This is a genomic window from Sphingomonas sp. NPDC079357 (assembly GCF_044901155.1).
GTDB lineage: Bacteria > Pseudomonadota > Alphaproteobacteria > Sphingomonadales > Sphingomonadaceae > Sphingomonas.
On record NZ_JBJDOM010000010.1, the window covers coordinates 45,587 to 70,400 of the forward strand.

22 protein-coding genes are annotated in these 24,814 nt (G+C 66.9%); 9 read left to right on the forward strand and 13 right to left on the reverse strand.

What is annotated here, in order from left to right; genetic code table 11:
- Positions 1-103: 103 nt before the first annotated feature.
- Both ACI2JO_RS18580 and ACI2JO_RS18585 read left to right on the forward strand, forming a co-directional pair.
- Positions 104-1,522, forward strand: coding sequence for an amidohydrolase (locus ACI2JO_RS18580; RefSeq protein WP_404722091.1), 1,419 nt, complete (start codon positions 104-106; stop codon positions 1,520-1,522).
- Entirely contained in the window at positions 1,519-2,814 is a 1,296-nt protein-coding gene (locus ACI2JO_RS18585; RefSeq protein ID WP_404722092.1) for an amidohydrolase family protein, read from the forward strand. The genes ACI2JO_RS18580 and ACI2JO_RS18585 overlap by 4 nt, the downstream gene beginning before the upstream one ends.
- 90 nt (positions 2,815-2,904) lie before the next feature.
- On the opposite strand, the gene ACI2JO_RS18590 is transcribed toward ACI2JO_RS18585, so the two are convergent.
- Positions 2,905-3,906, reverse strand: a complete 1,002-nt coding sequence (locus ACI2JO_RS18590; RefSeq protein ID WP_404722135.1) for an NAD(P)H-quinone oxidoreductase — start codon at positions 3,904-3,906, stop codon at positions 2,905-2,907.
- A 73-nt stretch (positions 3,907-3,979) separates the two neighbouring features.
- On the opposite strand from ACI2JO_RS18590, the gene ACI2JO_RS18595 reads away from it, so the two are divergent.
- From ACI2JO_RS18595 to ACI2JO_RS18615, 5 genes are all read left to right on the forward strand, one after another.
- Positions 3,980-4,177: a DUF1192 family protein gene (locus ACI2JO_RS18595; RefSeq protein WP_404722093.1), complete on the forward strand. Its 198-nt coding sequence runs from the start codon at positions 3,980-3,982 to the stop codon at positions 4,175-4,177.
- Between the two features lie 144 nt (positions 4,178-4,321).
- A complete protein-coding gene (gene clpA / locus ACI2JO_RS18600) occupies positions 4,322-6,643 on the forward strand; it encodes an ATP-dependent Clp protease ATP-binding subunit ClpA (protein WP_404722094.1) in 2,322 nt (773 codons plus the stop codon).
- Positions 6,644-6,849: 206 nt separating this feature from the next.
- Positions 6,850-8,511, forward strand: coding sequence for a diguanylate cyclase domain-containing protein (locus ACI2JO_RS18605; RefSeq protein ID WP_404722095.1), 1,662 nt, complete (start codon positions 6,850-6,852; stop codon positions 8,509-8,511).
- 95 nt (positions 8,512-8,606) lie between these two features.
- Positions 8,607-8,831 (forward strand): hypothetical protein, encoded by a 225-nt coding sequence (locus ACI2JO_RS18610; protein WP_404722096.1) that lies wholly within the window; start codon positions 8,607-8,609, stop codon positions 8,829-8,831.
- A 39-nt stretch (positions 8,832-8,870) separates the two neighbouring features.
- Entirely contained in the window at positions 8,871-10,580 is a 1,710-nt protein-coding gene (locus ACI2JO_RS18615; protein ID WP_404722097.1) for a long-chain fatty acid--CoA ligase, read from the forward strand.
- Positions 10,581-10,792: 212 nt separating this feature from the next.
- Here the strand turns inward: ACI2JO_RS18615 and pal are convergent, their stop codons facing one another.
- From pal to ACI2JO_RS18670, 11 genes are all read right to left on the reverse strand, one after another.
- Positions 10,793-11,314, reverse strand: coding sequence for a peptidoglycan-associated lipoprotein Pal (gene pal, locus ACI2JO_RS18620; RefSeq protein WP_404722098.1), 522 nt, complete (start codon positions 11,312-11,314; stop codon positions 10,793-10,795).
- Positions 11,315-11,345: 31 nt separating this feature from the next.
- Positions 11,346-12,719 (reverse strand): Tol-Pal system beta propeller repeat protein TolB, encoded by a 1,374-nt coding sequence (gene tolB / locus ACI2JO_RS18625; RefSeq protein WP_404722099.1) that lies wholly within the window; start codon positions 12,717-12,719, stop codon positions 11,346-11,348.
- The gene (locus ACI2JO_RS18630; protein WP_404722100.1) at positions 12,719-13,690 is read right to left on the reverse strand and encodes a cell envelope biogenesis protein TolA; all 972 of its coding nucleotides are present in this window, start codon (positions 13,688-13,690) and stop codon (positions 12,719-12,721) included. The genes tolB and ACI2JO_RS18630 overlap by 1 nt, the downstream gene beginning before the upstream one ends.
- Entirely contained in the window at positions 13,691-14,122 is a 432-nt protein-coding gene (gene tolR, locus ACI2JO_RS18635) for a protein TolR (RefSeq protein WP_404722101.1), read from the reverse strand.
- Complete coding sequence (gene tolQ / locus ACI2JO_RS18640; RefSeq protein WP_404722102.1) at positions 14,122-14,814, reverse strand: protein TolQ; 693 nt, start codon at positions 14,812-14,814, stop codon at positions 14,122-14,124. Before tolQ ends, tolR begins: the two co-directional genes overlap by 1 nt.
- Positions 14,811-15,272 carry a tol-pal system-associated acyl-CoA thioesterase gene (ybgC, locus tag ACI2JO_RS18645; protein ID WP_404722103.1) on the reverse strand — a complete coding sequence of 154 codons (462 nt, stop codon included), beginning with the start codon at positions 15,270-15,272 and terminating at the stop codon, positions 14,811-14,813. Before ybgC ends, tolQ begins: the two co-directional genes overlap by 4 nt.
- A gap of 117 nt (positions 15,273-15,389) precedes the next feature.
- Entirely contained in the window at positions 15,390-16,439 is a 1,050-nt protein-coding gene (locus ACI2JO_RS18650; RefSeq protein WP_404722104.1) for a PLP-dependent cysteine synthase family protein, read from the reverse strand.
- A complete protein-coding gene (locus ACI2JO_RS18655; RefSeq protein WP_404722105.1) occupies positions 16,436-16,921 on the reverse strand; it encodes an asparaginase domain-containing protein in 486 nt (161 codons plus the stop codon). Before ACI2JO_RS18655 ends, ACI2JO_RS18650 begins: the two co-directional genes overlap by 4 nt.
- Positions 16,918-18,954 carry a M3 family metallopeptidase gene (locus tag ACI2JO_RS18660; RefSeq protein ID WP_404722106.1) on the reverse strand — a complete coding sequence of 679 codons (2,037 nt, stop codon included), beginning with the start codon at positions 18,952-18,954 and terminating at the stop codon, positions 16,918-16,920. The genes ACI2JO_RS18655 and ACI2JO_RS18660 overlap by 4 nt, the downstream gene beginning before the upstream one ends.
- Positions 18,955-19,149: 195 nt before the next feature.
- Positions 19,150-20,436: an MFS transporter gene (locus ACI2JO_RS18665; protein WP_404722107.1), complete on the reverse strand. Its 1,287-nt coding sequence runs from the start codon at positions 20,434-20,436 to the stop codon at positions 19,150-19,152.
- Between the two features lie 20 nt (positions 20,437-20,456).
- Positions 20,457-21,491, reverse strand: coding sequence for an alginate export family protein (locus ACI2JO_RS18670; protein ID WP_404722108.1), 1,035 nt, complete (start codon positions 21,489-21,491; stop codon positions 20,457-20,459).
- Between ACI2JO_RS18670 and ACI2JO_RS18675 the strand changes: the two genes are divergently transcribed.
- Both ACI2JO_RS18675 and ACI2JO_RS18680 read left to right on the forward strand, forming a co-directional pair.
- Positions 21,463-22,362: a sigma 54-interacting transcriptional regulator gene (locus ACI2JO_RS18675; protein WP_404722136.1), complete on the forward strand. Its 900-nt coding sequence runs from the start codon at positions 21,463-21,465 to the stop codon at positions 22,360-22,362. The genes ACI2JO_RS18670 and ACI2JO_RS18675 overlap by 29 nt on opposite strands.
- 5 nt (positions 22,363-22,367) lie before the next feature.
- Positions 22,368-23,312 (forward strand): M48 family metalloprotease, encoded by a 945-nt coding sequence (locus ACI2JO_RS18680; RefSeq protein ID WP_404722109.1) that lies wholly within the window; start codon positions 22,368-22,370, stop codon positions 23,310-23,312.
- A 164-nt stretch (positions 23,313-23,476) separates the two neighbouring features.
- Here the strand turns inward: ACI2JO_RS18680 and hemA are convergent, their stop codons facing one another.
- Positions 23,477-24,721, reverse strand: a complete 1,245-nt coding sequence (gene hemA, locus ACI2JO_RS18685; protein WP_404722110.1) for a 5-aminolevulinate synthase — start codon at positions 24,719-24,721, stop codon at positions 23,477-23,479.
- Positions 24,722-24,814 lie beyond the last annotated feature (93 nt).

A 24,814-nucleotide genomic window follows, 5' to 3' on the forward strand; every position in this document is an offset into this window, starting at 1 on the left:
GCTCCGCTTTGCAACCCGAATGACGCGACGCTCGCTTGACCGCAGCGCAAGACCGCGTCCATGATCGGGACAACTAAAGAGTGAATAAAAAAGGGGTCTCGCCATGAATACGCACCACGCCCGGCGTGCTTTGCTATCGGCCGCAATGCTGGCGCTGCCGCTATCGGCCTGCGCTACCGCCAACGATAAGCCCGCGACGGCCGCAAAGAAGGCGCCACCGGTTCGCTATGCACGCGATCCTTACCCTTCCACCTATCACGCCTATTCGGGGACGCCGACGCTGGTGCGCAACGTCACGGTGTTCGACGGTGAGGGCAACAGGATTGACGGGGGCGCAGTGCTGTTCGCCGACGGCAAAGTGGTTGCGGTCGGGCAGACGCTCGACGCCCCGGCCGGCGCGACGGTGATCGATGGGCAGGGCAAGTACATAACCCCCGGGATTGTCGACATCCACAGCCACCTTGGCGATTACCCGACACCGTCGGTGCAGGCGCATTCGGACGGCAACGAAGCGACCGCGCCGATTACCGCCGACGTCTGGGCCGAACACAGCGTCTGGCCGCAGGATCCCGGCTTCGGCCGCGCGCTGGCGAACGGCGGCGTGACGACGTTGCAAATCCTGCCCGGCTCGGCAAACCTGATGGGCGGGCGCAGCGTGGTGCTCAAGAACGTCTATGCGCGCACGATGCAGGCCATGAAATTCCCCGGTGCGCCCTATGGCCTGAAGATGGCGTGCGGCGAGAACCCGAAACGCGTTTACGGCAGCAAGAACCGCGAACCCTCGACGCGGATGGGCAATGTCGCCGTCGATCGCCAGACCTGGGCGAAGGCGGTCGCTTACAAGCGCAAGTGGGACAAATACGAGGCCGAGGGCGGCGACGCTCCCGATCGCGACATCGGCATGGACACGCTGCGTGGCGTGCTGTCGGGCGAGATCATGGTCCAGAACCATTGCTACCGCGCCGACGAAATGGCGATCGTCCTCGATATGGCCAAGGAGTTCGGCTACCACGTCACCGCCTTCCACCACGCGGTCGAGGCGTACAAGATCGCCGACTTGCTCAAGGCGAGCGGCACCTGCGCGGCGGTGTGGGCGGACTGGTACGGCTTCAAGATGGAAAGCTATGACGGGATCGGTGAGAACCTCGCAATCCTCGAAAATGCCGGTGCGTGTGCGATGATCCATTCCGATGACGAGAACGGCATCCAGCGACTTAACCAGGAAGTCGCCAAGGTGCTGTCGTCGGCTCGCCACTCGGGCATCAAGATCAGCGATGCGGCGGCGTGGAAGTGGCTGTCGCTCGCGCCGGCCAAGGCGCTCGGTATCGACGCGCAGACTGGCAGCCTGAAGCCGGGCAAGATGGCGGATGTGGTGATGTGGAACGGCAATCCGTTCAGCGTCTACACGCGTCCCGAGAAAGTCTGGATCGACGGCGCGTTGCTCTACGACGCCAACGATCCGAAACGTCGCCCGGTGAGCGACTTCGAACTCGGCCAGCCCGGCTCGGGAGACGTCAAGTGAAGCGCGCGCTGCTCCTCCTCGCCACCATGCTGGCGACCCCCGCTGTCGCGCAGACCGTCGCGATCACCGGAGGCACGGTCGCAATCGGCGACGGCTCCGCGCCGATCGAGGGCGGCACGGTCGTGATCGCGAACGGTCGCATCGTCGCCGCCGGGCGCGGCGTCGCGGTGCCGGCCGGCGCGCAGGTGATCGACGCGGCCGGCAAATGGGTGTCGGCGGGGGTCGTCTCGGCACTGACCGACCTCTCGCTGGTCGACGCCGACGGCGTGCAGGAAAGCAATGACGCCGGTGCACGCAACTCGCCGTTCAAGGCCGCGATCGACGTGTCGCTGGGGGTCAACCCGGCAGCGGTGAAGGTCGCCAACGAGCGGCTGGGCGGCGTGACCCGCGCGATCGTGACGCCGAGCGCCGAAGGCTCGATCTTCGCCGGGCAGGGCGCGATCATCGACCTCGGCGCGGACCCGGATGCGGTGACCCGCCCGCGCGCCTTCCAGTTCGTCGAACTGGGCGAAGGCGGCGGCAAGCTGGCGGGCGGCAGTCGCCCGGCGGCCTATGCGCTACTTCGGGACGCCTTCGCGCAGGCGCAGGACTTCCGCCGAAATCCCGCCGCGTTCGACGGCCGCTCGCGCGACGCCTTGGTGACGCGCGCCGATGCCGAGGCGTTGTTGCGCGTGCTCGACGGGCAGGTGCCGCTGCTGGTCCATGTCGAGCGTGCGGCGGATATCCGCAACGTGCTGGCGCTGCCGCGAGATTATCCGAAGCTCAGGCTGGTGCTGGTCGGCGTGACCGAGGGCTGGCTGGTCGCGCGCGAGATCGCGGCGGCGAAGGTGCCCGTGATCGCGGCGGCGCTCGCCGATTTGCCCGCACAATTCGAGAATCTGGCGGCAACCGAGTCGAACGTCGGGCGGCTGCGCGCCGCCGGGGTGCCGGTGGCGCTCGCCTCGACCGGTGCATCGGGCGGCGACCATGTGCTGCGGCAGTTCGCGGGCAATCTCGTCGCGATTGCGCGCATCCCCGGCGCGACCGGGCTCGACTGGGGGCAGGCGTTCGCGTCGATCACCAGCGGCCCGGCCGAGGCGATCGGCATGGGCGGCGAGATCGGATCGTTGCGCGCGGGACGTCGCGCGGACGTGGTGATCTGGGACGGCGATCCGCTGGAACTGTCCTCGGTGCCGGTCGCGACGTGGATCGACGGTGTCTCGCAGCCAATGCGCTCGCGCCAGACCGAGCTGCGCGACCGCTACCTGACACCGACGGAGAGCGCGCTGCCCAAGGCGTACGAGCGGCGGTGACCCACGTCATTGCGAGCGTAGCGAAGCAATCCCGGGCGTCCTGATCCGACCCTAAGTGGCAGCGCTACGCTCACAATGACGATTTGAAAATTATCCCATCGTCAGCACGATCTTGCCGACATGGCTGCCCTCTTCCATCCGCCGGTGTGCGTCCGCCGCCTGCGCGAACGGGAAGCTGCGGTCCATTACCGGCTTCAGCTTGCCCGCCGCCGCGAACGGCCACACCGTCCGCGCGATCTCCTCGGTCACCAGCGCCTTGAACCCCGCATCACGCGCGCGCAACGTCGAGCCGGTCAGCGTCAGCCGCCGCTTCATGATCTCGAACAGCGGCACCGTTGCCGATGCGCCGCGCTGCACCGCGATCGAGACGTGCCGGCCGTCCTCGCCAAGGCATTGCAGGTTGCGTGGCACATAATCGCCCCCGACCATGTCGAGCACCGCCGCGCAGCCGCGCCCGCCGGTGATCTCCTTCACCCGCGCGACGAAATCCTCCTTCTTATAGTCGATTGCATGATCCGCCCCGAGCCGCAGCGCGGCGGCCTGCTTCTCCGGCGAGCCGACCGTCACGATCACCTCCAGCCCGAACAGATTGCCGAGCGTGATCGCCATCGTCCCGATCCCGCTCGTGCCGCCATGCACCAGCACCGTATCGCCCTCGACCGCGAAGGCGCGCTCGAACAGGTTCGTCCACACCGTAAATAACGTCTCGGGCAGCGCCGCCGCCTCCTCCAGTGTCAGCGCATCCGGCACCGGCAGGCATTGCTCCGCCGGAGCGACCGCATATTCGGCATACCCCCCGCCCGCGATCAGCGCGCAAACGCGCTGCCCCAGCATGTCGGGATCGACGCCTTCGCCAAGCGCGACCACCTCGCCCGCAATCTCAAGCCCCAGCGTCGAGGGCGCACCGGGCGGCGGCGGGTACAACCCCTGCCGCTGCATCACGTCCGGCCGATTTACGCCCGCGGCGGCGACGCGCACCAGCAGCTCGCCGTCGCCCGGTACCGGGACAGCGCAGCGCACCGGGATCAGCACCTCGGGGCCACCCGCCTCGGCAGGGTCGATCGCGAGCATCGTATCGGGGACGTCGGTCATCGTGTCGGAAAGCCCTGTCTTGCGGTCAGTGACCATATTGACTCCGTGTCCCCCAGCGTCAACGATGCTCCCCGTGGACTTGGACGACATCCTCGGCGCACGCCCCGACGACCCGCTGACCGCGCTGCTGCGCGAGGATCTCGATCGCCTGTCAGTCGTCGAGCTTGAGGCGCGGGTAAAGGCGCTGGAGGGCGAGATCGCCCGTACGCGCAAGAAGATCGAAGGCGCCGTTAACCATCGCGCAAGTGCCGACGCGATATTCAGAAAATAAGACCGGCACCTTACCGCGGGTCACAGGGTTATGGGTGTAGGATCGAGATGGTGATGAGAAGGGCCGCTTGATGCGGAGCCCCATCATCACGACATTCGTGGCAAGAGGTCGCGTGGCTTCACGCGGCCTGCAAGGAGTAACCTGATGCCGTCATTTGCCAGCGCTCTCGAGACCACGCTGCACAAGGCACTCGAGGCCGCCTCGTCGCGCCGCCACGAATATGCGACGCTCGAACATCTGTTGCTTGCGCTGATCGACGACGAACACGCCGGACAGGTGATGTCCGCGTGCGGCGTCGACCTGGGCGAGTTGAAGACCACCGTCGCGCACTATCTCGATACCGAACTGGGCGCGCTCAAGGTCGATGCCGCGACCGATCCCTCGCCCACCAGCGGCTTCCAGCGCGTCGTTCAGCGCGCGATCCTGCACGTCCAGTCCTCGGGCCGAGACGAAGTGACCGGCGCCAACGTGCTGGTCGCCTTGTTCTCCGAGCGCGAGAGCTATGCGGTCTATTTCCTCCAGCAGCAGGACATGAGCCGGTTGGATGCGGTGAGCTTCATCAGCCACGGCGTCGGCAAGGGCGCAGCCACCCCCGAGGCGACCAGCGCCAAGGGCGCGCCCGAGGAAGAGAAAAAGGAAAAGGCCGAGGCGCCGGGCAAGAAGGGGGAAAGCGCGCTCAAGCAGTTCACCGTCGACCTCAACGAAAAGGCCAAGATCGGCAAGGTCGACCCGCTGATCGGGCGTTCGGCCGAGGTCGATCGCACCGTGCAGATCCTGTGCCGCCGCTCGAAGAACAACCCGCTCTATGTCGGTGATCCCGGCGTCGGCAAGACCGCGATCGCGGAAGGTCTGGCACGTAAGATCGTCGAGGGCGACGTGCCCGACGTACTGAAGCCGGCAGTGATCTACTCGCTCGACATGGGCGCGCTGCTTGCCGGCACCCGCTATCGCGGCGATTTCGAGGAGCGGCTGAAGGCGGTCGTCAACGAGCTGGAAAAGCTGCCCGACGCGGTGCTGTTCATCGACGAGATCCACACCGTGATCGGTGCCGGTGCGACCAGCGGCGGCGCGATGGACGCGTCTAACCTGCTCAAGCCGGCGCTGTCGGGGGGCACGATCCGCTGCATCGGCTCGACCACCTACAAGGAGTTCCGCAACCACTTCGAGAAGGACCGCGCCTTGCTGCGGCGCTTCCAGAAGATCGACGTCAACGAGCCGACGATCGAGGATACGATCAAGATCCTTGCTGGCCTGCGCTCGGCCTTCGAGGAGCATCACTCGGTCAAGTATACGCCCGAGGCGATCAAGTCGGCGGTTGAGCTGTCCGCGCGCTACATCAATGATCGCAAGCTGCCCGACAAGGCGATCGACGTCATCGACGAGGTCGGCGCGATGCAGATGCTGGTGGCGCCAAACAAGCGCAAGAAAACGATCACGGCGAAGGAGATCGAGGCGGTGATCGCGACGATGGCGCGCATCCCGCCGAAGAGCGTGTCGAGCGACGACAAGAAGCAGCTCGAAACGCTCGAAACCGATCTGAAGCGCGTCGTATTCGGGCAGAATGCGGCGATTGAGAAGCTGTCGTCGGCGATCAAGCTGGCGCGCGCGGGGTTGCGCGAGCCGGAGAAGCCGATCGGCAATTACCTGTTCACCGGCCCGACGGGTGTCGGCAAGACCGAGGTCGCCAAGCAGCTCTCGACGATCCTCGGCATCCCGCTCCAGCGCTTCGACATGAGCGAATATATGGAGCGCCACTCGGTCAGCCGGCTGATCGGTGCGCCCCCGGGCTATGTCGGGTTCGATCAGGGCGGGCTGCTGACCGATGCGGTCGACCAGAACCCGCATTGCGTGCTGCTGCTCGACGAAATCGAGAAGGCACATCCTGACCTGTTCAACATCCTGTTGCAGGTGATGGACAACGGCCGCCTGACCGACCAGCACGGCAAGACCGTCGACTTCCGCAACGTCATCCTCATCATGACGACCAACGCGGGCGCGTCGGACATGGCGCGTGAGACAGTCGGCTTCGGCAATCTCACCCGCGAGGGCGAGGACGAGCAGGCGGTGCAGAAGATGTTCACGCCGGAGTTCCGCAACCGGCTCGATGCGATCGTGCCGTTCGGTTATCTGCCGACCGAGGTGGTGGCGCGCGTCGTCGACAAGTTCATCCTCCAGCTCGAACTGCAGCTCGCCGATCGCGACGTTCACATCAAGCTGAGCGACGAGTCGAAGAAGTGGCTGACCGAAAAGGGCTACGACAAGCTCTACGGCGCGCGCCCGATGGGCCGGCTGATTCAGGAGAAGATCAAGCAGCCGCTCGCCGAGGAACTGCTGTTCGGCAAGCTGGTCCATGGTGGCGAAGTGACCGTCAATCTCAAGGACGGCGCGTTGACGTTCGCGATCGAGCCCGCGGCACCGAAGAAGTCGGGCAAGAAGGGCAAAACGGCCCCTGCTGCCGCCGACTAACCTGTTAACGGGCCGGGGCTTGTTGTCCTCGGCCCGTAACACGTTGATCCTTCCTCAAGCGCGCATCCGCGGTACGGCAAGTCGCGGAAGAACGTCGCTTTCCCCCCTTCCGCTCCGACCACGAGCCTGAACCGCGCGCCAGTCGCGTTTACGCTTCCGCCGCCTCCGTTAACCTTCTGTTTGCTATTTCTATTTAGCCTCCTGGCATGTTTGGGAGGCTCATCGATCGGATCGTTGCGGCGTTGGTCGTGACCCTGATGGCGTTGGCGCTCTCGCCCGCGGCCTCCGCCAGCACCAACTTGCTTCTGCATACCTGCTTCCGCCCTGCGGCAGACGACGATCGGGCCGAACGGCTGTTTGGCAGCGGCGGCGATTTTGATTGTACCCGTGCGCAGCGCGCCGCGCCGCCCGGCGATTACTGGGTGCGATCGCAATTACTTCCACCTTCTGGACCCGGAGTGGCGGTGCGTTCGGGCAGCCTGTGGCAGGACAGTCTGACACTCTATGTCCGCTATGCCGATGGCTCGATCCGCTCACTGGGCTTCACCAGCGCGAGTGCATGGCGCTACCTGCAACTCGGTGCTGCGTTCGAGCTTCCGCTGCCGCCCGGCTCCGCACGCCCCGTTCAGTTGCTGTGGCACGTTCGCGGCGCGGCGAACCTGCGGGGTCTGGTGCTGCAACCACAATTGCTCTCGCCCGACGTCTCGCAACGCTACTCCCTGCAACTGACCGCCTTCTACGCCGGGTTCGTCGGGCTTGCGGTGGCGCTGCTGATCTTCAATATCGCGCTTGGCGCCGCGCTGCGGCAGCGCTTCCACCTGCCCTATTGCGCGATGGTGCTGTTCCTGATCGGCTATGCCGGCAGCAGTTCGGGGCTGGCGGGGCAGATGCTGGAGCTCGACAACAATCTGCGGCTGCGGCTCAACGTGTTCCTGCTCGCCGTCACCTTGTGCAGCGCGATGATGTTCGCGCGCCGCTTTTTCACGCCGCAGGTCACGCGCGGCTGGCTGCGCCCGGCGATCGACATCGCCACCATCGCCCTGCTCGCCGCCTCGCTGGCCTATGTGGTGTTCATGCCGCTTCACGTGCGGCTGCTCGACCGGGTGATGTCGCTCAGCTTCTTCGCGACCTTGCTGCTCACGCTGCCGCTGCTGTGGCGCGGCTGGCACGCCGAGGATCGCTACGCGCGGGTGTTCGCGTTCGCCTGGGGGCTGCCGCTGCTCACCGCCACCGCGCGCGTGCTGCAGGCGCTGGGCGTGCTGCAATGGAGTTTCTGGATCGACAATTCGACGCTGATCGCGATGGCGCTGGAAGCGGGGTGCAGCGCACTGGCGATTGCGTGGCGGATCAAGCAACTCAACGAAGACTGCGATCAGGCGCGCGAACAGGAGATGCTGGCGCGGCTGCTGGCCGACAGCGATCCGCTCACCGGGTTGATGAACCGCCGCAGCTTCCTGCGCGAGACGATTGGGCGTGTCGAGCCGCACGTGCTGGTGCTGGTCGACATCGATCATTTCAAGCGTGTCAACGAAACGCTTGGCCACGACGGCGGCGATCAGGTGCTGCGCGTCTTTGCCGACGCGTTACGTCAGGCGGTGCCGGCGGAGGCGTTGCTCGCGCGGATTGGTGGCGAGGAATTTGCGGTGCTCGCCCCTGCCTCGGCGACCACGATGCCCGAGAGGATCCTCACGCAGATCCGCGCCACGCCGATGCCGTTCGATCTCGCGGTCACGGCATCGCTGGGCAGTGAGCGCGGCGCGATCGCCGACGAGGCGGCCTGGAAGCTGCTATACCGCCGCGCTGACGATGCCCTGTTCGCCGCCAAGCGTGCCGGCCGCGACCGCCTGCGCTGGGCCGAGGCGGCATAAAACCTACGTCTGCCGCAATTTATCGATCCCGGACTGGCTGTCTCCCAGTCCTCATCCATGGTAAGATCGTGGCTGCCTTGGAGAGGAACGCCATCATGCCGAAACCGCCGGATTACCGCCGTCGCCGCGCCGCCCTGGTCGCGCTGGGGGCGCTGATGCTGGTCTGCGCCGGCCATCGTACTCCGATGATCGGGACGCTCTCGATCTCACTCGATCATCAAACCGCGCAGATCGACGCCGAATGGTCTCCCCCGTTGGCGCTGGTAATCGCCGGGATTGGACAGGTGGCGACCGTGCTCGGGACGCTGCTTCAGCGCTGACCGCTTGCGCGCCCCGGTTTGTTGCTTACAACCATGTCAATGACTGGAGAGCATGCCTGGCGCACCGCCTATCGCCATCCCGTGCCATGGGATACCGATTACCCGCCGCTATCGATGCCGGCGTTGTTCGACGCCGCCGCGGCGCACTACGCCGATCGGCCCGCGATCGATTTCCTCGGCCGCCGTTACAGCTATGCACAACTCGCCGATGGCGTACGCCGCGTCGCGACCGGGCTGGCGGCGCTCGGTTACGGCAAGGGTGACCGCATCGGGCTGTTCCTCCCCAACGTCCCGCATTACCTTGCCGCCTATCACGGCGCGCTGTGGCTCGGCGCGACGGTGGTCAATTTCTCGCCGCTCTACTCGGTCGAGGAACTGTGCCATCAGGTCGAGGACTCGGGGGCTCGCGTACTGTTCACCGTCTCTGCCAGCGCGTTGCTGCCGAACGCGCTCAAGGTGCTGGAGAAAAGCGGGCTTGAACGACTGGTGGTCGGATCGGTCGCCGGCGTCCTGCCCCCCGCCAAGTCGATCGCCTATCGCCTGTTCAAGCGCGCCGAGACCACGCAGCGCCCTGACGATCCCCGCGTCATCGCCTTCTCGAAACTGATCGCCAACGACGGCGCGCTTCCCCCTCCCGCAATCGATCCCGAGCGCGACGTCGCGCTGATCCAGTACACCGGCGGCACCACCGGCGTGCCGAAAGGCGCGATGCTCACCCACGCCAATGTCAGCGCCAATGCGCGGCAGGTCGCTCAGCTCGATCCGCACCCGGAGGCATGCGACCGCATTCTCGGCGTGCTGCCGCTGTTCCACGTTTTCGCCAACACTTGCGTGATGAACCGCACGATCGTCACCGGCGGCGAGATGGTGCTGCTGCCACGCTTCGACGCCGCGCAGGCACTGGCGACGATCACGCGCACCAAGCCGACCTCGCTTCCCGGCGTTCCGACCATGTATCAGGCGTTGCTTGACCATCCGAAGTTGGCGCAGACCGACTTTGCCTCGCTGCGCGTCTGCATCTCCGGCGGCGCGCCGCTCAATGCCGAGCTGAAAACGCGCTGGGAGGCGGCGACGCACTCGACGCTGATCGAGGGCTATGGCCTGTCGGAGAGCACCGGCGTGCTGACCACCAACCCGTACGAGGGCGGGCAGAAAGCCGGAACGATCGGTCAACCCATTCCCGCGACATGGCTGCGGCTGGTCGACAAGGAAGACGCCACGCGCCCGGCACCAGAGGGACAACCCGGCGAGATCGTCGCTATGGGCCCGCAGATCATGGCCGGATACTGGAACCGCCCCGAAGCCGACGAGACGACCTTCGCGGTCGATGCGGAGGGACGGCGCTGGCTGCGGACCGGGGACGTAGGCACGATCGACGACGACGGCTTTATCGCGATCGTCGACCGGCTGAAGGACATGATCTCGGTCGGCGGGTTCAAGGTCTTCCCCAGCCAGATCGAGGCGATCCTCTACCATCACGAAGCGGTACGCGAGGCGTTGGTGATCGGGCTGCCCGATCCATATCGCGGCGAAGTGCCGCGCGCCTATGTCACGCTCAATGAGGGCGTAGCGGCGGACGGCGCGGCGCTGGCGGCGTGGCTCAATCCGCAACTGGGCAAGCACGAACGCGTCGACCGCGTGGTGGTGCGCGCGACGATGCCCAAGACGATGATCGGCAAGCTGAGCCGCAAGGATCTGATCGCCGAGATCAAGGCCGAAATGGAGCACCCGCCGATCACGCCGGCTTGAGATAGTGTGCTAGCCCTCTCTCCTCCGGGGAATTCCGGATCGAATGTGCCCCCGGCACATTCGACCCGGAACTGGTTGGATGAGGGGCCAATGTCTTACCGAGACGGACCTCTCTGCCAGGCTCCAACCCCTCACCAGTGTCGGGCCGTCCATGCGGGAGCATGGACGGCCCGACACGCCCTCTCCCCGAGGGGGAGAGGGAGCAATAAGCCTTAACCTCCGACGACCACTGTCACCGCACGGCGGTTCTGCGCCCAGCTCTGCTCGTCCGAACCCAGCGCGACCGGACGTTCCTTGCCATAGCTGATGGTGGTGATCCGCGACGGGGCGATCCCGCGCGCGGCAAGGTAGTTCTTCGCGGCATTGGCGCGACGGTCGCCAAGCGCCAGGTTATACTCACGCGTGCCGCGCTCGTCGGCATGGCCTTCGATCGTGATCGTCACGTTGTTGTAGCGCTGCAACCATTCGGCCTGCGAATCGAGAATCCCGCGCGCGGTCGCGTCGATGTCATATTGGTCGAGCCCGAACAGCACAGTGTCGCCCTGCGTCGAGCGCTTGAAATCGGCTGCCGAGCCAGGCGTGACGCCGCCATTGGGATCGACCGGGCCGGTCGGGGTCGGCTGCGCGGGGGCAGCGCCCGGCGCGGGCGGCAGCACCTCGGGGCGCTTCTTGGAGCAGGCGGCGGTCGCAACCAGCGCGGTCGCCATCAACAGGGTGGTGGTCAGACGGGCCATCGGGTGTCTCCTCTATGGTCGTTCGTGAAACTTATGGACGCAACGGACCCCAGGCGGGGTCCGATCCGTCGAGCGGGGTGGGCACGCGGCGTTCGTTGACCCCGGTCAGATCGACCGACCACAGATCGGCCTTGCCGGCGTTGCCGCGTCCCTGACGGAAGAACATGAGCACACGACCGTTCGGGCTCCAAGAGGGACCTTCGTCCTGCCAGCTGTTAGTGAGTAACTTCTCGCCCTGCCCGCTCGGGCTCATGATCCCGATCCGGAACGCGCCCTGGATCTTGGTGAAGGCGATCAGGTCGCCGCGCGGGCTCCACACCGGGGTGGCGTAACGCCCGCCGCCGAAGCTGATCCGCTGCTGGTTCGATCCGTCGGCGTTCATGACGTAGAGCTGCTGCCCGCCCGAGCGATCGCTCTCGAACACGATTCTCGATCCGTCCGGCGAATAGCTGCCGCCGGTGTCGATCCCCGGCGAGGTGGTCAGCCGCTGGGGCGTGCCGCCCGACGCGGACACGCGGTACAGATCGGTGTTGCCGGCCTGCGCCATCGAGAACAGGATATAGCGACCATCCGGCGAGAAGCGCGGCGCGAAGGTCGTCGCGACATTCTGCACAACCAGCCGCTGCCGCCCGGAACCGAGATCGTAGACGTAGATCGCCGGCGTCTTCCCGACATAGCTCATATAGACGATCGACTGCTGGTTCGGCGCGAAGCGCGGGGTCAGCACGATCGACGATCCAGTGGTCAGGAAACGGCTATTCGCGCCGTCCTGGTCCATGATCGCCAGCCGCTTGATGCGGTTCGCCTTCGGCCCCGTTTCGCTGACGTAAACGACGCGGCTGTCAAAATAGGCGCCCTCGCCGGTCAGCCGGGTGTAGACCATGTCGGCGCATTTGTGCCCCGCGCGCCGCCAGTCGGACGGCGGCACCACGAACCCCTGACGCGTCAGCTGCGTCTGCGCCGACACGTCGTACAGGTAGCAACCGACCGTCAGCGTGCCGTCGCCGTTGGCGCGGATATAGCCCTGCACCAACGCTTGTGCGCCCGAGCCCGCCCAGTAATCGAACGCCGGCGCGGTCACTTCCGGAAAGCCGATCGCTCGCATCCGGCCGGGCGCGAGCGGGTTGAACAGCCCGGAATTGCGCAGGTCGTTGCTGACGATCTCCGCCAATTGTCGCCCCAGCTGGTCGGTCGAGCCCGCCGCGGTCTGCACCACCGCCTGCGTCGGCATCGGCGGGATCGCGATCGGCATCGGCGCGGAAATGCCGCCGGTGACGTCGACCTCCAGCGGCGGCGGGGTCTGCCCGGCCGGTGCCGCCGCATCGGGAATGGCAGGCGCGGGCACCTGCTGCGCCAGCGCAGGGCTGGAGACGAGCGTGGCGAGGAGGAGCAGCCGGAGTCGCATCACCGCAGTTTCCAATTATAGTTGATGTTGCTCCACCCCCCATTGGCGGTGGAATAATATTCTGCCGGCAATTTCAACGGCGAACAGCCCTTAAAGGCGGCAATCCCCAGATCGACGACGCGCCGTGCGTAGCGGCGGTTGTCGTCGTCGACGCCGTTCTGCCGCACCACGGTCGGCGTCGCCGACAGCGTGCCGTCGCGGTTGAGTCGCAGGTTGAGCGTGGTGACGATCTGGTTCGCGCCGGGGCCGGGATCGACCTGCCGGTCGGCGCACGGCTGGATCTGCCGCGCGATCGCCTGCTGGATCGCCGCGAGCGCCTTGCCGTCGACGCGCGCGGCGGAGGGCGGCGCGTCATTGGGCTTGGCATCGCTCTTCTCGGCAGTCAGCCCCTTGAGAAAATCGCTGCCCAGCCGGCTGCCGCGCGGCTTCTCGCCCTTGGCGTTCTCGGTTTTTCCCTTGCCCTTCGACGCGGCGGGCGCCGCCGAGGACTTGCTCGACGCTGCGGCGCTCTGCTGCTTGGTCGGCACGGGCTTGGCCGGTGCCTTCTCCGCGGCGGGTGGCGCGGGCTTGGGCTTCGGCTGCGGCTTCGGGACTGGCTTTGGCGCGGGGGCAGGCTTGGGCGCAGGTTTCGGCGGCGCCGGCTTGGGCGGCGCAGGCTTGGCGACCGGCTTCGGCTCAGGCTGCGGCGCGGGGTCGGGGACCGGCGCGGGCACCGGCTGTGGCGGTGCCTCGGCGGGTGGCGGCGCTTCCTCGGGCTCGCCGACATCGGGCGCGACCGCCTGCGACGGCGCCTCGGTCTGCTGCGGGGCGGCGGCTTCCAGCGCGACATCCTTGACGAGGCTGACCTCGACCGGATTCTGCTTCAGCTTGGCCGGATTGGGCGTGGCGAGAAACCCGACCGACAGCACGCCGAACAGCAGGACGTGTCCCGCAACGGCCAGCCCCAGCCCGATCTTCTCACCGCGCTCCACTTAGTCCTCGCCGACCGTCACCAACGCGACGCGGTTCAGCCCCGCGCGGTTCAGCTCGCCCATCACGCGCATCACGCGCCCGTAATCCAGCCCGCGATCGGCGCGCAGGAAAACCTGCGGCGGCTCGTTCCCCTTCGCGGTTTCGGCGATCGTGGCGAGCCGCGCCGGCAACGCGTCGGCGGCGACCTCTTCCTTGGCGATGAAGATCCGCCCCTGTTCGTCGAGCGAGATCTCGGTCGGCTGCTGCTCCTGGTCGAGCGGCTTGGCGCGGCTGTCGGGCAGGTTCACCGGCACGCCCTGTGTCAGCAACGGCGCGGTGACCATGAAGATGATCAGCAGCACCAGCATCACGTCGACCAGCGGCGTGACGTTGATGTCGGCCATCGGCGCGCGGCGGCCTTTCCCCCGCGCGGAAGGCAGGTTCATCGCCATCAGCGTTCGCCGTCGAGCTGACGTGACAGCGTGGCGTGGAAACCGTCGGCGAAGCGGTTGAGCCGCGCCTCGATACGATTGATCGCGTGGCTGAAGCGATTGTACGCGATCACCGCCGGGATCGCCGCGAACAGCCCGATCGCGGTCGCGAACAGCGCCTCGGCGATACCCGGCGCGACCACCGACAGGCTGGTGTTCTGCTGACTGGCGATCGCGGTGAAGCTGCGCATGATCCCCCAGACGGTGCCGAACAGCCCGACGAACGGCGCGACCGAGCCGACCGTCGCCAGCACGTTGAGCCGGTCGGAGAGCTGGTCGATCTCGCGCGCCACCGCCGAGCCCATCACGGTCGCGAGCCGCTCACGCGTGCCCTCGCGGTCGATCTTCTGCCCCTGCGTCGAACGCCGCCATTCGGTGACACCGGCGTTCAGCACGCGCGCGGAGGGCAGATCGGTGTGCGTCTGCGACTTGTAGAAGGCGTCGATATCCTCGGCCTTCCAGAAATCGCGCTCGAACGCCTCGGTGCGCTGGCGCGTCCGGCCCAGCTTCAGCCAGAAGCCGATGATGATCGCCCAGGTCCAGATGCTGGCGAGCAGCAGCCCCAGCATCACCGCCTTGACCACCCAATCGGCTTCCATGAACAGCGCGATCGGCGACAGCGTGGCCGCTTCGGTCTGCAAAATCGGATTCACGGTGTCTCTTCCCCCAATGACGCGAGGCGCCGGAATGTGTCGACCCAGGCGGCGGGCTGGCGACGCGGACGCCCGTCGGGGCCGACCAGCGCCGCGGTCACCGTGGCGTCCGCCAGCATTTCCGCGCCGCGCCTGACTGTCTGATGAATGACGACGCTCGCGCCGCGGATGCGGGTCACGCGGCTTTCGATCAGCAATGCGTCGTCGAGCTTTGCGGGCGCGCGATATTTGATCGTCAGATCGGTGATCGCATAGGCACCGCCGCCGCTCTCGAAGGTCGCGCGCTGGTCAATCCCGCCGACGCGCAGCATGTCCGAGCGCGCGCGTTCCAGATAGCGCAGGTAATTGGCGTGATAGACCACGCCCGACAAATCGGTGTCTTCGAAGTAGACGCGCAGTGCGAAGAGGTGGCTGTTCCCCTCGAAACGTCCCTGCGCGGGTTGATCTACCGCCGTCATGGCAGGGCTGTTAACCGATGGGGCGGGCGCGGGGAAGCGGTAAAGGCCCGTGGTTGATGTGGGTCGAAGTTTCACCTTCCCCCATCCGCCCCTCCCAAACAGGCGGGAACGACGAAGTCAGGCGAGCAACCCCGCCATCTCCGCCTCCGCCCGCTCCCACGCCAGCCCGCTCTCCGCCAGCCACGCCGGATCGTGATACGTACACCCGTAGCGATCGCCGCCGTCGCACAGCAGTGTCACGATGCTCCCGCGCTCGCCGTGCGCCGCCATCTCGCGGATCAAGTGCGCGCACGCCCACAGGTTCGTCCCCGTTGATCCGCCGACGCGCCGCCCCAGCACCTGCCCCAGCGCGCGCATCGCACCGATGCTGTCGCCGTCCTCGACCGCGATCATCCGGTCGATCACCCCCGGCACGAAGCTCGGCTCGACGCGCGGCCGCCCGATCCCCTCGATCCGCGACGCGCATCCTTCGGGCAGCGCCACCGCCGCCCGGTCCGCATAATGACGGTGGAAGATCGAATGGACCGGATCGGCGACGCACAGCCGCGTCGCGTGACGGCGATAGCGGATGAAGCGCCCGATCGTCGCCGAGGTGCCGCCGGTCCCCGCGCCACAAACGATCCACGACGGCACCGGATGCTCCTCCTCCGCCATCTGCGCGAAGATGCTCTCGGCGATATTGTTGTTGCCGCGCCAGTCGGTTGCGCGCTCGGCATAGGTGAACTGGTCGAGATAATGCCCGCCCGTCTCGCGCGCGAGCCGCTGTGCGACGTCGTAGACGGTGCGTGGATCGTCGACAGCGTGGATCTCGCCGCCGTGGAAGCGGATCGCGTCGAGCTTGGGCGCGGCGGTCGCCGCCGGCACGACCGCGATGAAGCGCAGCCCCAGCATCTTCGCGAAATACGCCTCGCTGACCGCGGTCGACCCCGACGACGCCTCGATCACGCAGGTTTCGGGCCCGATCCACTCGTTGCACAAGGCGTAGAGGAACAGCGAGCGCGCCAGCCGGTGTTTGAGGCTGCCGGTCGGGTGGCTGCTCTCGTCCTTCAGGTACAGCTGGATGCCGTCGTGGTGCGGCAGATCGACCTGAATCAGGTGCGTGTCGGCGCTGCGGTTGTAATCCGCCTCGATCCGCCGGACCGCCTCCGCCAGCCAGTCGCGCGTCATTCCGCGGCGACGAAGCTGTTGATCGAACGATCCTTTCGCACTTTCGTCCCGTCGAAGATCGTCCCGTTCATCGCGATCCAGACGCCGGGGCCGGCGACCTGCGCGGTGGCGAAGGCCATGCCGAGATTGAACGACGCGTCGCTCTCCGCGAAGCGTGCGGGGGCGAGTGCGCCGACCAGCACGATCGTCTTGTCGGTCCGACCCGCCAGCACGCGGGCGGTGTCGGTCATCGTGTCGGTGCCATGTGTAATGACGATCCGTGTCTCATCCGCGTCCAAAATAGCCCTCAAGATGAGCGCCCGGTCGTCATCGGTGAGCTCCAGACTGTCCTTGCGGAGCAGTTCGTGCACCCGAAACGGCAAAGCGACGCGCCCGGTCTTGAGCAACCGGTCGACCACGCTTTCGCCGATCTGATATTCGCTGAGCGCATCGAAATAGAGTTTGTCGATCGTCCCGCCGGTGGTGAGGATCAGCACGCTCACTGCGCATCCTCCAGCAGCCCGTGACGGACCAGCATCGCGACCGGATCAGCGTCGCGACCGCGAAACGCACGGAAGCTCTCCGCCGCCGGGCGCGTCGCACCGCGCGACAGCACTTCCTCGCGCAGCGCGGTGCCGGTCGCGCGGTCGACCAGCCCGTTTTCCGCAAACCGGCCGAAGCCGTCGGCTGCGAGCACCTCGGCCCACAGATAGCTGTAATAGCCCGCGGCATAGCCGCCCGCGAAGACATGGCTGAACGCATGCGGGAAGCGATGCCATGCCGGCGGACGCAGCACCGACACCTCGTCGCGCACCGCCTCGATCACCTCCATCGGATCGCTGCCCATCGTGCCGAGGTGAAGCAGCAGGTCGAACAGCGCGAATTCGAGCTGGCGGACGATGAACATCCCGGACTGGAAGCGCCGCGCCGCGACCATCCGGTCGAACAGGTCGGGCGGCAACGGTGCGCCGCTTTCGTAATGACCCGACATCGCGGTCAATACCTCGCGATCCCAGGCAAAATCCTCCATCAGCTGGCTGGGCAGCTCGACCGCGTCCCATTCGAACCCGCTGGTTCCCGCAATCGACGGCCGGTCGACGCGCGTGAACAGATGGTGGAGGCAATGGCCGGTCTCGTGGAGCAGCGTCACGACATCGCTGTGGCTCAGCAGCGACGGCTGCCCGTCGCCCTTCGGCGCGAAATTGCAGACCAGATAGGCGACCGGCACCCGCACGTTGTTGCCGTCGCGCAGCCTTGGCCGCGCCTGCGCCATCCACGCCCCGCCGCGCTTGCCGGCGCGCGCATGGAGATCGAGATACAGGCCAGCGAACACCGTGCCGCTGTCATCGGCGACGTCATAGTAATGCGCGTCGGGGTGGTAGAGCGGCACGTCGTCGCGCCGGGTGAGCCGTAGCCCGAACAATTGCCCGAGCAGCGCCTGCCAGCCCGCAGTGACGCGCTCGACCGGGAAGTAACCGCGCACCTCCTGCTCATCGACCGTATAGCGCGCCTGCCGCAGCCGGTTGGCGGCGAACCCCGCGTCCCACGGCTGGAGGTCGGCAATCCCCAGCTCCTCCGCCGCAAAGGCGCGCAGCGCGTCGAGGTCGCGCTGCGCGGCCGGTTTCGCGCGCTGGCCGAGATCGCGCAGGAAGGCGAGCACTTCGCCCGCATTCGGCGCCATCTTGGTTTCCAGCGACAGCGCGACCGGATCGGTGAAGCCGAGCAGTGCCGCCGCCTCGCGTCGCAGTTCGAGGATGCGTGCGATCCGCGGGCCGTTGTCGTGCGTGCCGGCGTTCGGCCCCTGATCCGACGCGCGCGTGCCATAGGCGCGGTACACGTCGGCGCGCAGGTCGCGATCCTCGGCGAAGGTCAGCACCGCATTGACGCTCGGCTGCTGGAGCGTGACCAGCCAGCCGTCCAGCCCCTTGGCCTGCGCGGCCGCGGCGAACATCGCCTTGTCGGGCGCGGAGATCCCCGCCAGCCGCGCCTCGTCGGTGATGTGGCAGGTCCACGCATCCGTCGCGTCGAGCACCGCGCTGCCGAACTCGGTCGACAGCGCGGACAGCTCGACCGACACCGCCGCGAACCGCTCACGCTCCACCGAGTCGAGCGCGACGCCCGCCAGCCGGAAGTCGCGGATCGCATGTTCGACCGCGACGCGATCGGCCTGCGGCAATTCGGCGAAGGCCGGCGACGCCTCCAGCGCGGTCAGCACGTCGTACAGGTCGCGGTTCTGCGCCACCGCCATGAAATGCTGAACGAGCTTCTCCTGCCCCGCGGCATGTGCGGCGCGCAACTCGGGTGTGTCCGCCACCCCGCGCAGGTGCGACACCGCCGACCAGAGCGCATCGACCCCCGCCTCGGCGCGTTCGAGCGGCAGCCACGCGTGATCGAACGTCGTCGGCCGGTCGCGCGTGACGACCTCGACCGCCTCGGCATGGCGCGCGATCGCGGCATCGAGTGCGGGGGCGATCGCCTCCGGGGTCAGTGCGGCGAAATCGGGGAGGACGAGCGGGTCGAGCAGCGTATCGGTCATGCGCGCCGATGTAGCGATCCGCTGGCGCAAGGGGAACCACCCGCCCGCCGCAATCACCGTCGTCCCTGCGCTGGCAGGGACCGATGTCTCTGTCGGACGTCGAGTGGTTTGACACAGTGATGACGACCGTGTGTCAGCCGTTCCGCAACATTCGACAGCCATGGGCCCCTGCCTCCGCAGGGGCGGCGAGGACGATTAATCCTCGCTGATCAGGCTGTTCCGACCGGTATCGCGCATCCGCAGGTACACCAGCAGCGAAATGCCGATCATCACCGTGACATACCAGTAGAAGCCCTGCTCCCACCCGTGGCTCTTGAAGCTGAGCGCGACATATTCGGCGGTGCCGCCGAACAGCGTGTTGGCCAGCGCATAGGGCAGCGCAACGCCCAGCGCGCGGATATGCGCGGGGAACAGCTCCGCCTTCACCACCGCGTTGATCGAGGTATAGCCGGTGACGATGATGAGCGACGCCATCACCAGCAGCCCGGCCGTAATCGGGCTCCGCGTCGCCTCCAGCGCCGAGAAGATCGGGTAGGTGAACAGCACCCCCGCGACCCCGAACGCGACCATCAGCGGCTTGCGCCCGATCCGGTCCGACAGTCCGCCCGCGACCGGCTGGAGCAGCATGAAGACGAACAGCGTGACGGCGTTGATCTGCGTCGCGACTTCCTTGGAGAAGCCCGAGGTGTTGACCAGGAACTTCTGCATGTAGATCGAGTAAGCGTAGAAGGCGAGCGTACCGCCGGCGGTCAGCAGCATCACCAGCGCCGTCTCACGTGGGTGGTTCTTCAACAGCGCGACGAAGCCCGACTTGGGTGCCGCGTTGGCATGGGCATTCTTGAAACTCTGCGTCTCGGCCAGCCCGCGGCGCAGATAGAAGACGACGACCGCGAGAAACGCGCCGACCACGAACGGAATGCGCCAGCCCCACGCCTCCAGCTCGGGCTTCGGCATCACCGATTGCAGGATCAGCAGCACCATGATCGCGAGCAGCTGCCCGGAGATCAGCGTGACATACTGGAAGGCCGAGTAGAAGCCGCGCCGCTCCTTGCCTGCCATCTCCGACAGATAGGTCGCGCTCGCGCCATATTCGCCGCCGACCGACAGCCCCTGCATCAACCGCGCGAGCACCAGCAGCGCGGGCGCGGCGAGCCCGATCGTTTCGTAGCCCGGCGTGCAGGCGATGATCAGCGAGCCGGCGCACATCAGCGTCACCGATAGCGTGAGCCCGGCCTTGCGCCCCTTGCGATCGGCGTAGATCCCCATGATCCACGCGCCGATCGGTCGCATCACGAAGCCAACCGCGAACACCGCGGCGGCGCTCAGCAATTGTGCGGTCTGGTCGCCCGACGGGAAGAAGTGCGGCGCAAAATACAGCGTGAACGCCGAATAGACGTACCAATCGAACCATTCGACCAGATTGCCGGTCGACCCTCCGATGATGGATTTCAGTCGATTGTCGGTCGTCGGCGTTCCCGCCATTCCTCTTCTCCTCGTAATCGTCAGAACCGGAAACTGACCCAGCCGGCCAGGAAGTCCGAGTTCTTGAAGCCGGCATTGGCCAGCGCGTCCTTGACCATCATATGCTCATAGCGTCCGGTCAGCGAGATACGCGGGGTGAGCGCCCACACCGCCTGCAGGCGGATCAGGTCGGCGATATGCTTGCCCGCGACGTTCTGCGTATTGGCGAATGCCGCACCCGACGCGCGATACACCGCCTCGTTCTCGTTCGGGCGATAGGCCATCGTATATTCGCCGGTGACGCGCAGGTTCTTGACCGGCTGCACCGTCACGTTCGGAGAAATGGCCAGCAGGTTGGTCGGGGTCAGGAACAACTGGTAGCTGTAATAGATGTTGTTGCCGTACAGCCCGCTGGCGGTGCGCAGGTCGCCCTGCCCGCTCACCCCGCCGCCGCCGCTGCCGTAATCGACGTGCACGCCGACACGGGGTGCGCTCGCGGCCTTCGCGACGCGCCAGGTCTGCGCGAAGAACGCCTGCCACGCGCTGATCTTGCGATCGTTGAAGTCGCCGCCCTGATAGTTGACCGTCCAGTCGATCGTCGCGCGATCGACGTCGCCATACAGGTGCAGGCCGTAGAACATCCGCTCCTCGCGCGCGGTCTGCCGTCCCCAGGTCGTGCTGCGGTTGCGCAGCCGCCAGACGAACGGATCGAAGAACAGCTTCGACGTGCCGAGGAAGTCGCTGGGGATGGCGTAACCGAGCGTCACGCCGCTGAAGCGCCGCGATCCGTCGGTGCGATCGTCGCCCAGCCCCTCGCTACCGTAATTGACGTAGCGCAGGTCGAAGACGTCCGCACGGACGCGCTTGCCGCGCGCATAACCGCGCACGCCGTCCAGCACGAAATGCAGCGTGGGATCGTCGCGGACCGACGTCAGCAAATTCGGACCGTCCGAAAACTCCTGCCGCCCGCCGCGCACGCCGACCTCGACCCCGCCGATCCGGCCCATCACCTCGCCAAAGCCCTGTTGCAGCGTCAGCTTGTTGGTGATGTTCGCCGCCGGCGTACCCAGGTTCACGCCGGTGATGGTGCGACTGCGCGAGACGATCCGGCAATTGGCCGATGTCGATGTCGACGTGCTGATCGAGGGCGAGACCGGCACCGGCAAGGAGCTGGTCGCGCTGCTGCTCCATCGCTGGAGCCACCGCCGCACGCGGCAGTTCGTGGCGGTCGATTGCGCGGCGCTGCCCGACGCGATCGCGGACGAGGCGTTGTTCGGCAACCGCACGCAGGCAGGACGGATCGCCGACGCCGATCGGGGCACGCTGTTCCTCGACGAGATCGACAGCATGTCCCCGGCGTTGCAGGGCAAGTTGCTGCGTGTCGTCGAGGAACGCGAACTGCCGCAACCCGGCGCGGCACCGCGCGTCGTCAACCTGCGCGTCGTCGCCGCGGCCAAGACCGATCTGTCGGTCGCCGCCGCGGAGGGCCGCTTCCGCGCCGACCTGCTCTATCGGCTGGAAACCGTCCGGCTGCGCATCCCGCCCTTGCGCGAGCGCCGCGCTGACGTCCCGCTGCTGTTCGCGTATTTTCTCGGCGAAGCCGCCGAGCGGTTCGGACGCGAGCGGCCGATGATCGACGCGGCGGTCGAGGCGCGACTGGTCAGCGATGACTGGGCAGGCAATGTCCGTGAATTGCGCAATTTCGCCACGCGGGTCGTGCTCGGCGTCGACGGCGGTGCGACCCAGCCCGCCGACCAGCTGCCGCTGTCGGAACGCGTCGACCGTTTCGAGGCGGCGGCGATCCGCGCCACGCTGGAGCGCGTACGCGGCGATGTCGGCGCGGCGGCGGCGGAGTTGCAGTTGCCGCGCCGCAGCCTGTACGACCGGATGCAGCGCCACGGCATCGAGCCCGCCGCCTTCCGCCCAACCGCCCGCCAGCCCGAGTAAAGCGTATGTTGTCCCGTTCCCTGGCCGTTCTGCTCGCGTTTGTCGCGGTGCCCGCCGCCGCCGCGCCCACTCTGCTTGAGGTTGACCAGCGGCTGGCGGCGATTGCGTGGCGGCTGACCACTGCCAACGCGCCCCTTTGCCGCGAGCAACAACCGGTGATTGGCGCGACGCTCCACGCCGCCGACCAATATCCGGCGGAATTGCGCAGCGCCTTCGCCGCGCCGGTCGCGGTCGAGCTGGTCGTGGCCGACGCGCCCGCCGCGCAGGCCGGGGTGCTGGCCAACGACGGCGTCACCGCGATCGATGAGCAGCCACTCCCGCCCGCGACCACCGGCGACGCGATGACCAGCGCGACCCGCGACGCCGCACAGGTGCGGCTCGCGGCGCTGCCGGTCACCGCACCGATCGCGCTGACGCTGCGTCGCGACGGCGCGATCCGCAAGGTGACGGTCCAGCCGCGCGCCGGCTGCCGCGTCGAGTTCGAGGTGCTCACCGGCAGCAAGCTCGGCGCTTCCTCGGACGGCCATGTCGTGCAGGTCGGCGGCGCGCTGTTCGAGCGCTTCGGCGACGATCAGATCGCGGTCGTCGTCGCGCACGAACTGGCGCATGCGATTCTCCGCCACCGCGTCCGGCTGGAGGCGGCAGGGGTCAAATGGGGGCTGCTCTCCGAATTCGGCCGCAACGCGCGGCTGTTCCGTCAGACGGAGACCGAAGCCGATCTGCTCGGCGCGTATCTGCTCCGCAACGCCGGCTGGGATCCGCAGCTCGCAGTGCGGTTCTGGCGCGAGTACGGCAGCAAGATCGACGGCGGCATGTTCCACAGCCGCACCCACCCCTCGGCGAAGGATCGTGCCGGCGCGATCGAGCGGGAGCTGGCGACGATGCCCATGAACGCGCCGACGCCGTATCAGCCACCGCTGCTGGCTAGAAGGGATGAGAACCTCAAGTAACCAACCCATCATCCCGGGCTTGACCCGGGACCCCGCTTCTTCGTCCTCAACCCGCGACCGGAAGCTTGAGCCCGGATCAAGTCCGGGGTAACGAAATTAGACCCGTCAGTGCGAGCGCAGCGACGCCCTTGATTGCCGCGCTACATTCGCAATGACGTCGCCCCTTACGCCGCCGCGCGCAGCTCCAGCCGGTCCCAGATCTCGACCAGCGCCGCAACCAGCTCGCGCATCATTGCCTCGCTATGCGCCGGCCCCGGTGTGAAACGCAGCCGCTCGGCGCCGCGTGGCACGGTCGGATAATTGATCGGCTGCACGTACACGCCATATTCGGCGAGCAGGATGTCGCTGATCTTCTTGGCCTTCACCGGGTCGCCAACCATCACCGGCACGATATGCGTCTCGCCCGCCATCACCGGCAGCCCGGCGTCGCGCAGCATCGCCTTCAGCGTCGCCGCTGCCGCCTGCTGCCCGTCGCGCTCGGCGCTCGACTGCTTCAGGTGCCGCACGCTCGCCAGCACCCCCGCGACCAGCACCGGTGACAGCGAGGTCGTGAAGATGAACCCCGGCGCATAGGAGCGGATCACGTCGACGATCGTGCGGTCGGCCGCGATATAGCCGCCCATCACCCCGAACGCCTTGCCGAGCGTCCCCTCGATAATCGTCAGCCGGTCCGCGACGCCGTCCCGTTCCGAAATGCCGCCCCCGCGCGGGCCATACATTCCCACCGCGTGGACCTCATCGAGATAGGTCAGCGCATTATACTTGTCGGCCAGGTCGCAGATCGCACCGATCGGCGCGACATCGCCTTCCATTGAATAGACGCTTTCGAACGCAATCAGCTTCGGCACCGCCGCGTCGTCGGCAGCGAGCAATTCCTCGAGATGCGCAAGGTCGTTGTGCCGGAACACGCGCTTCTCGCACCCGGAATTGCGGATTCCCGCGATCATGGAGGCGTGGTTCAGCTCGTCGGAATAGATGATGCAGCCCGGCAGCACCTTGGCGAGCGTCGACAGCGTCGCCTCGTTCGAGACATAGCCGGAGGTGAACAGCAACGCTGCCTGCTTGCCGTGCAGGTCGGCCAGCTCCCCTTCGAGATCAACGTGATAATGCGTGTTGCCACCGATGTTGCGCGTGCCGCCCGACCCGGCGCCGACGTCGTGGAGCGCTTCCTCCATCGCCGCGATCACCTTGGGATGCTGGCCCATCGCGAGATAGTCGTTCGAGCACCAGACGGTGATCGGCTTCGGCCCGTTATGTCCGGCAAAGCACCGCGCATTGGGGAACATGCCCTTGTTGCGCAGGATGTCGATGAACACGCGATACCGGCCTTCGGCATGAAGCCGGTCGATCGCCTGGGTGAACACACGCGAATAATCGACGCCGCGCGCTTCGATGCTCTCCGTCTTCATGGCGCTCGCGATTACTCCCTCCGACCGGCAATGGCCAGCGCAGAACCGCATTCTCACTAATCGAAAAGGGTGGACAAATTGCCCTACCCCCAC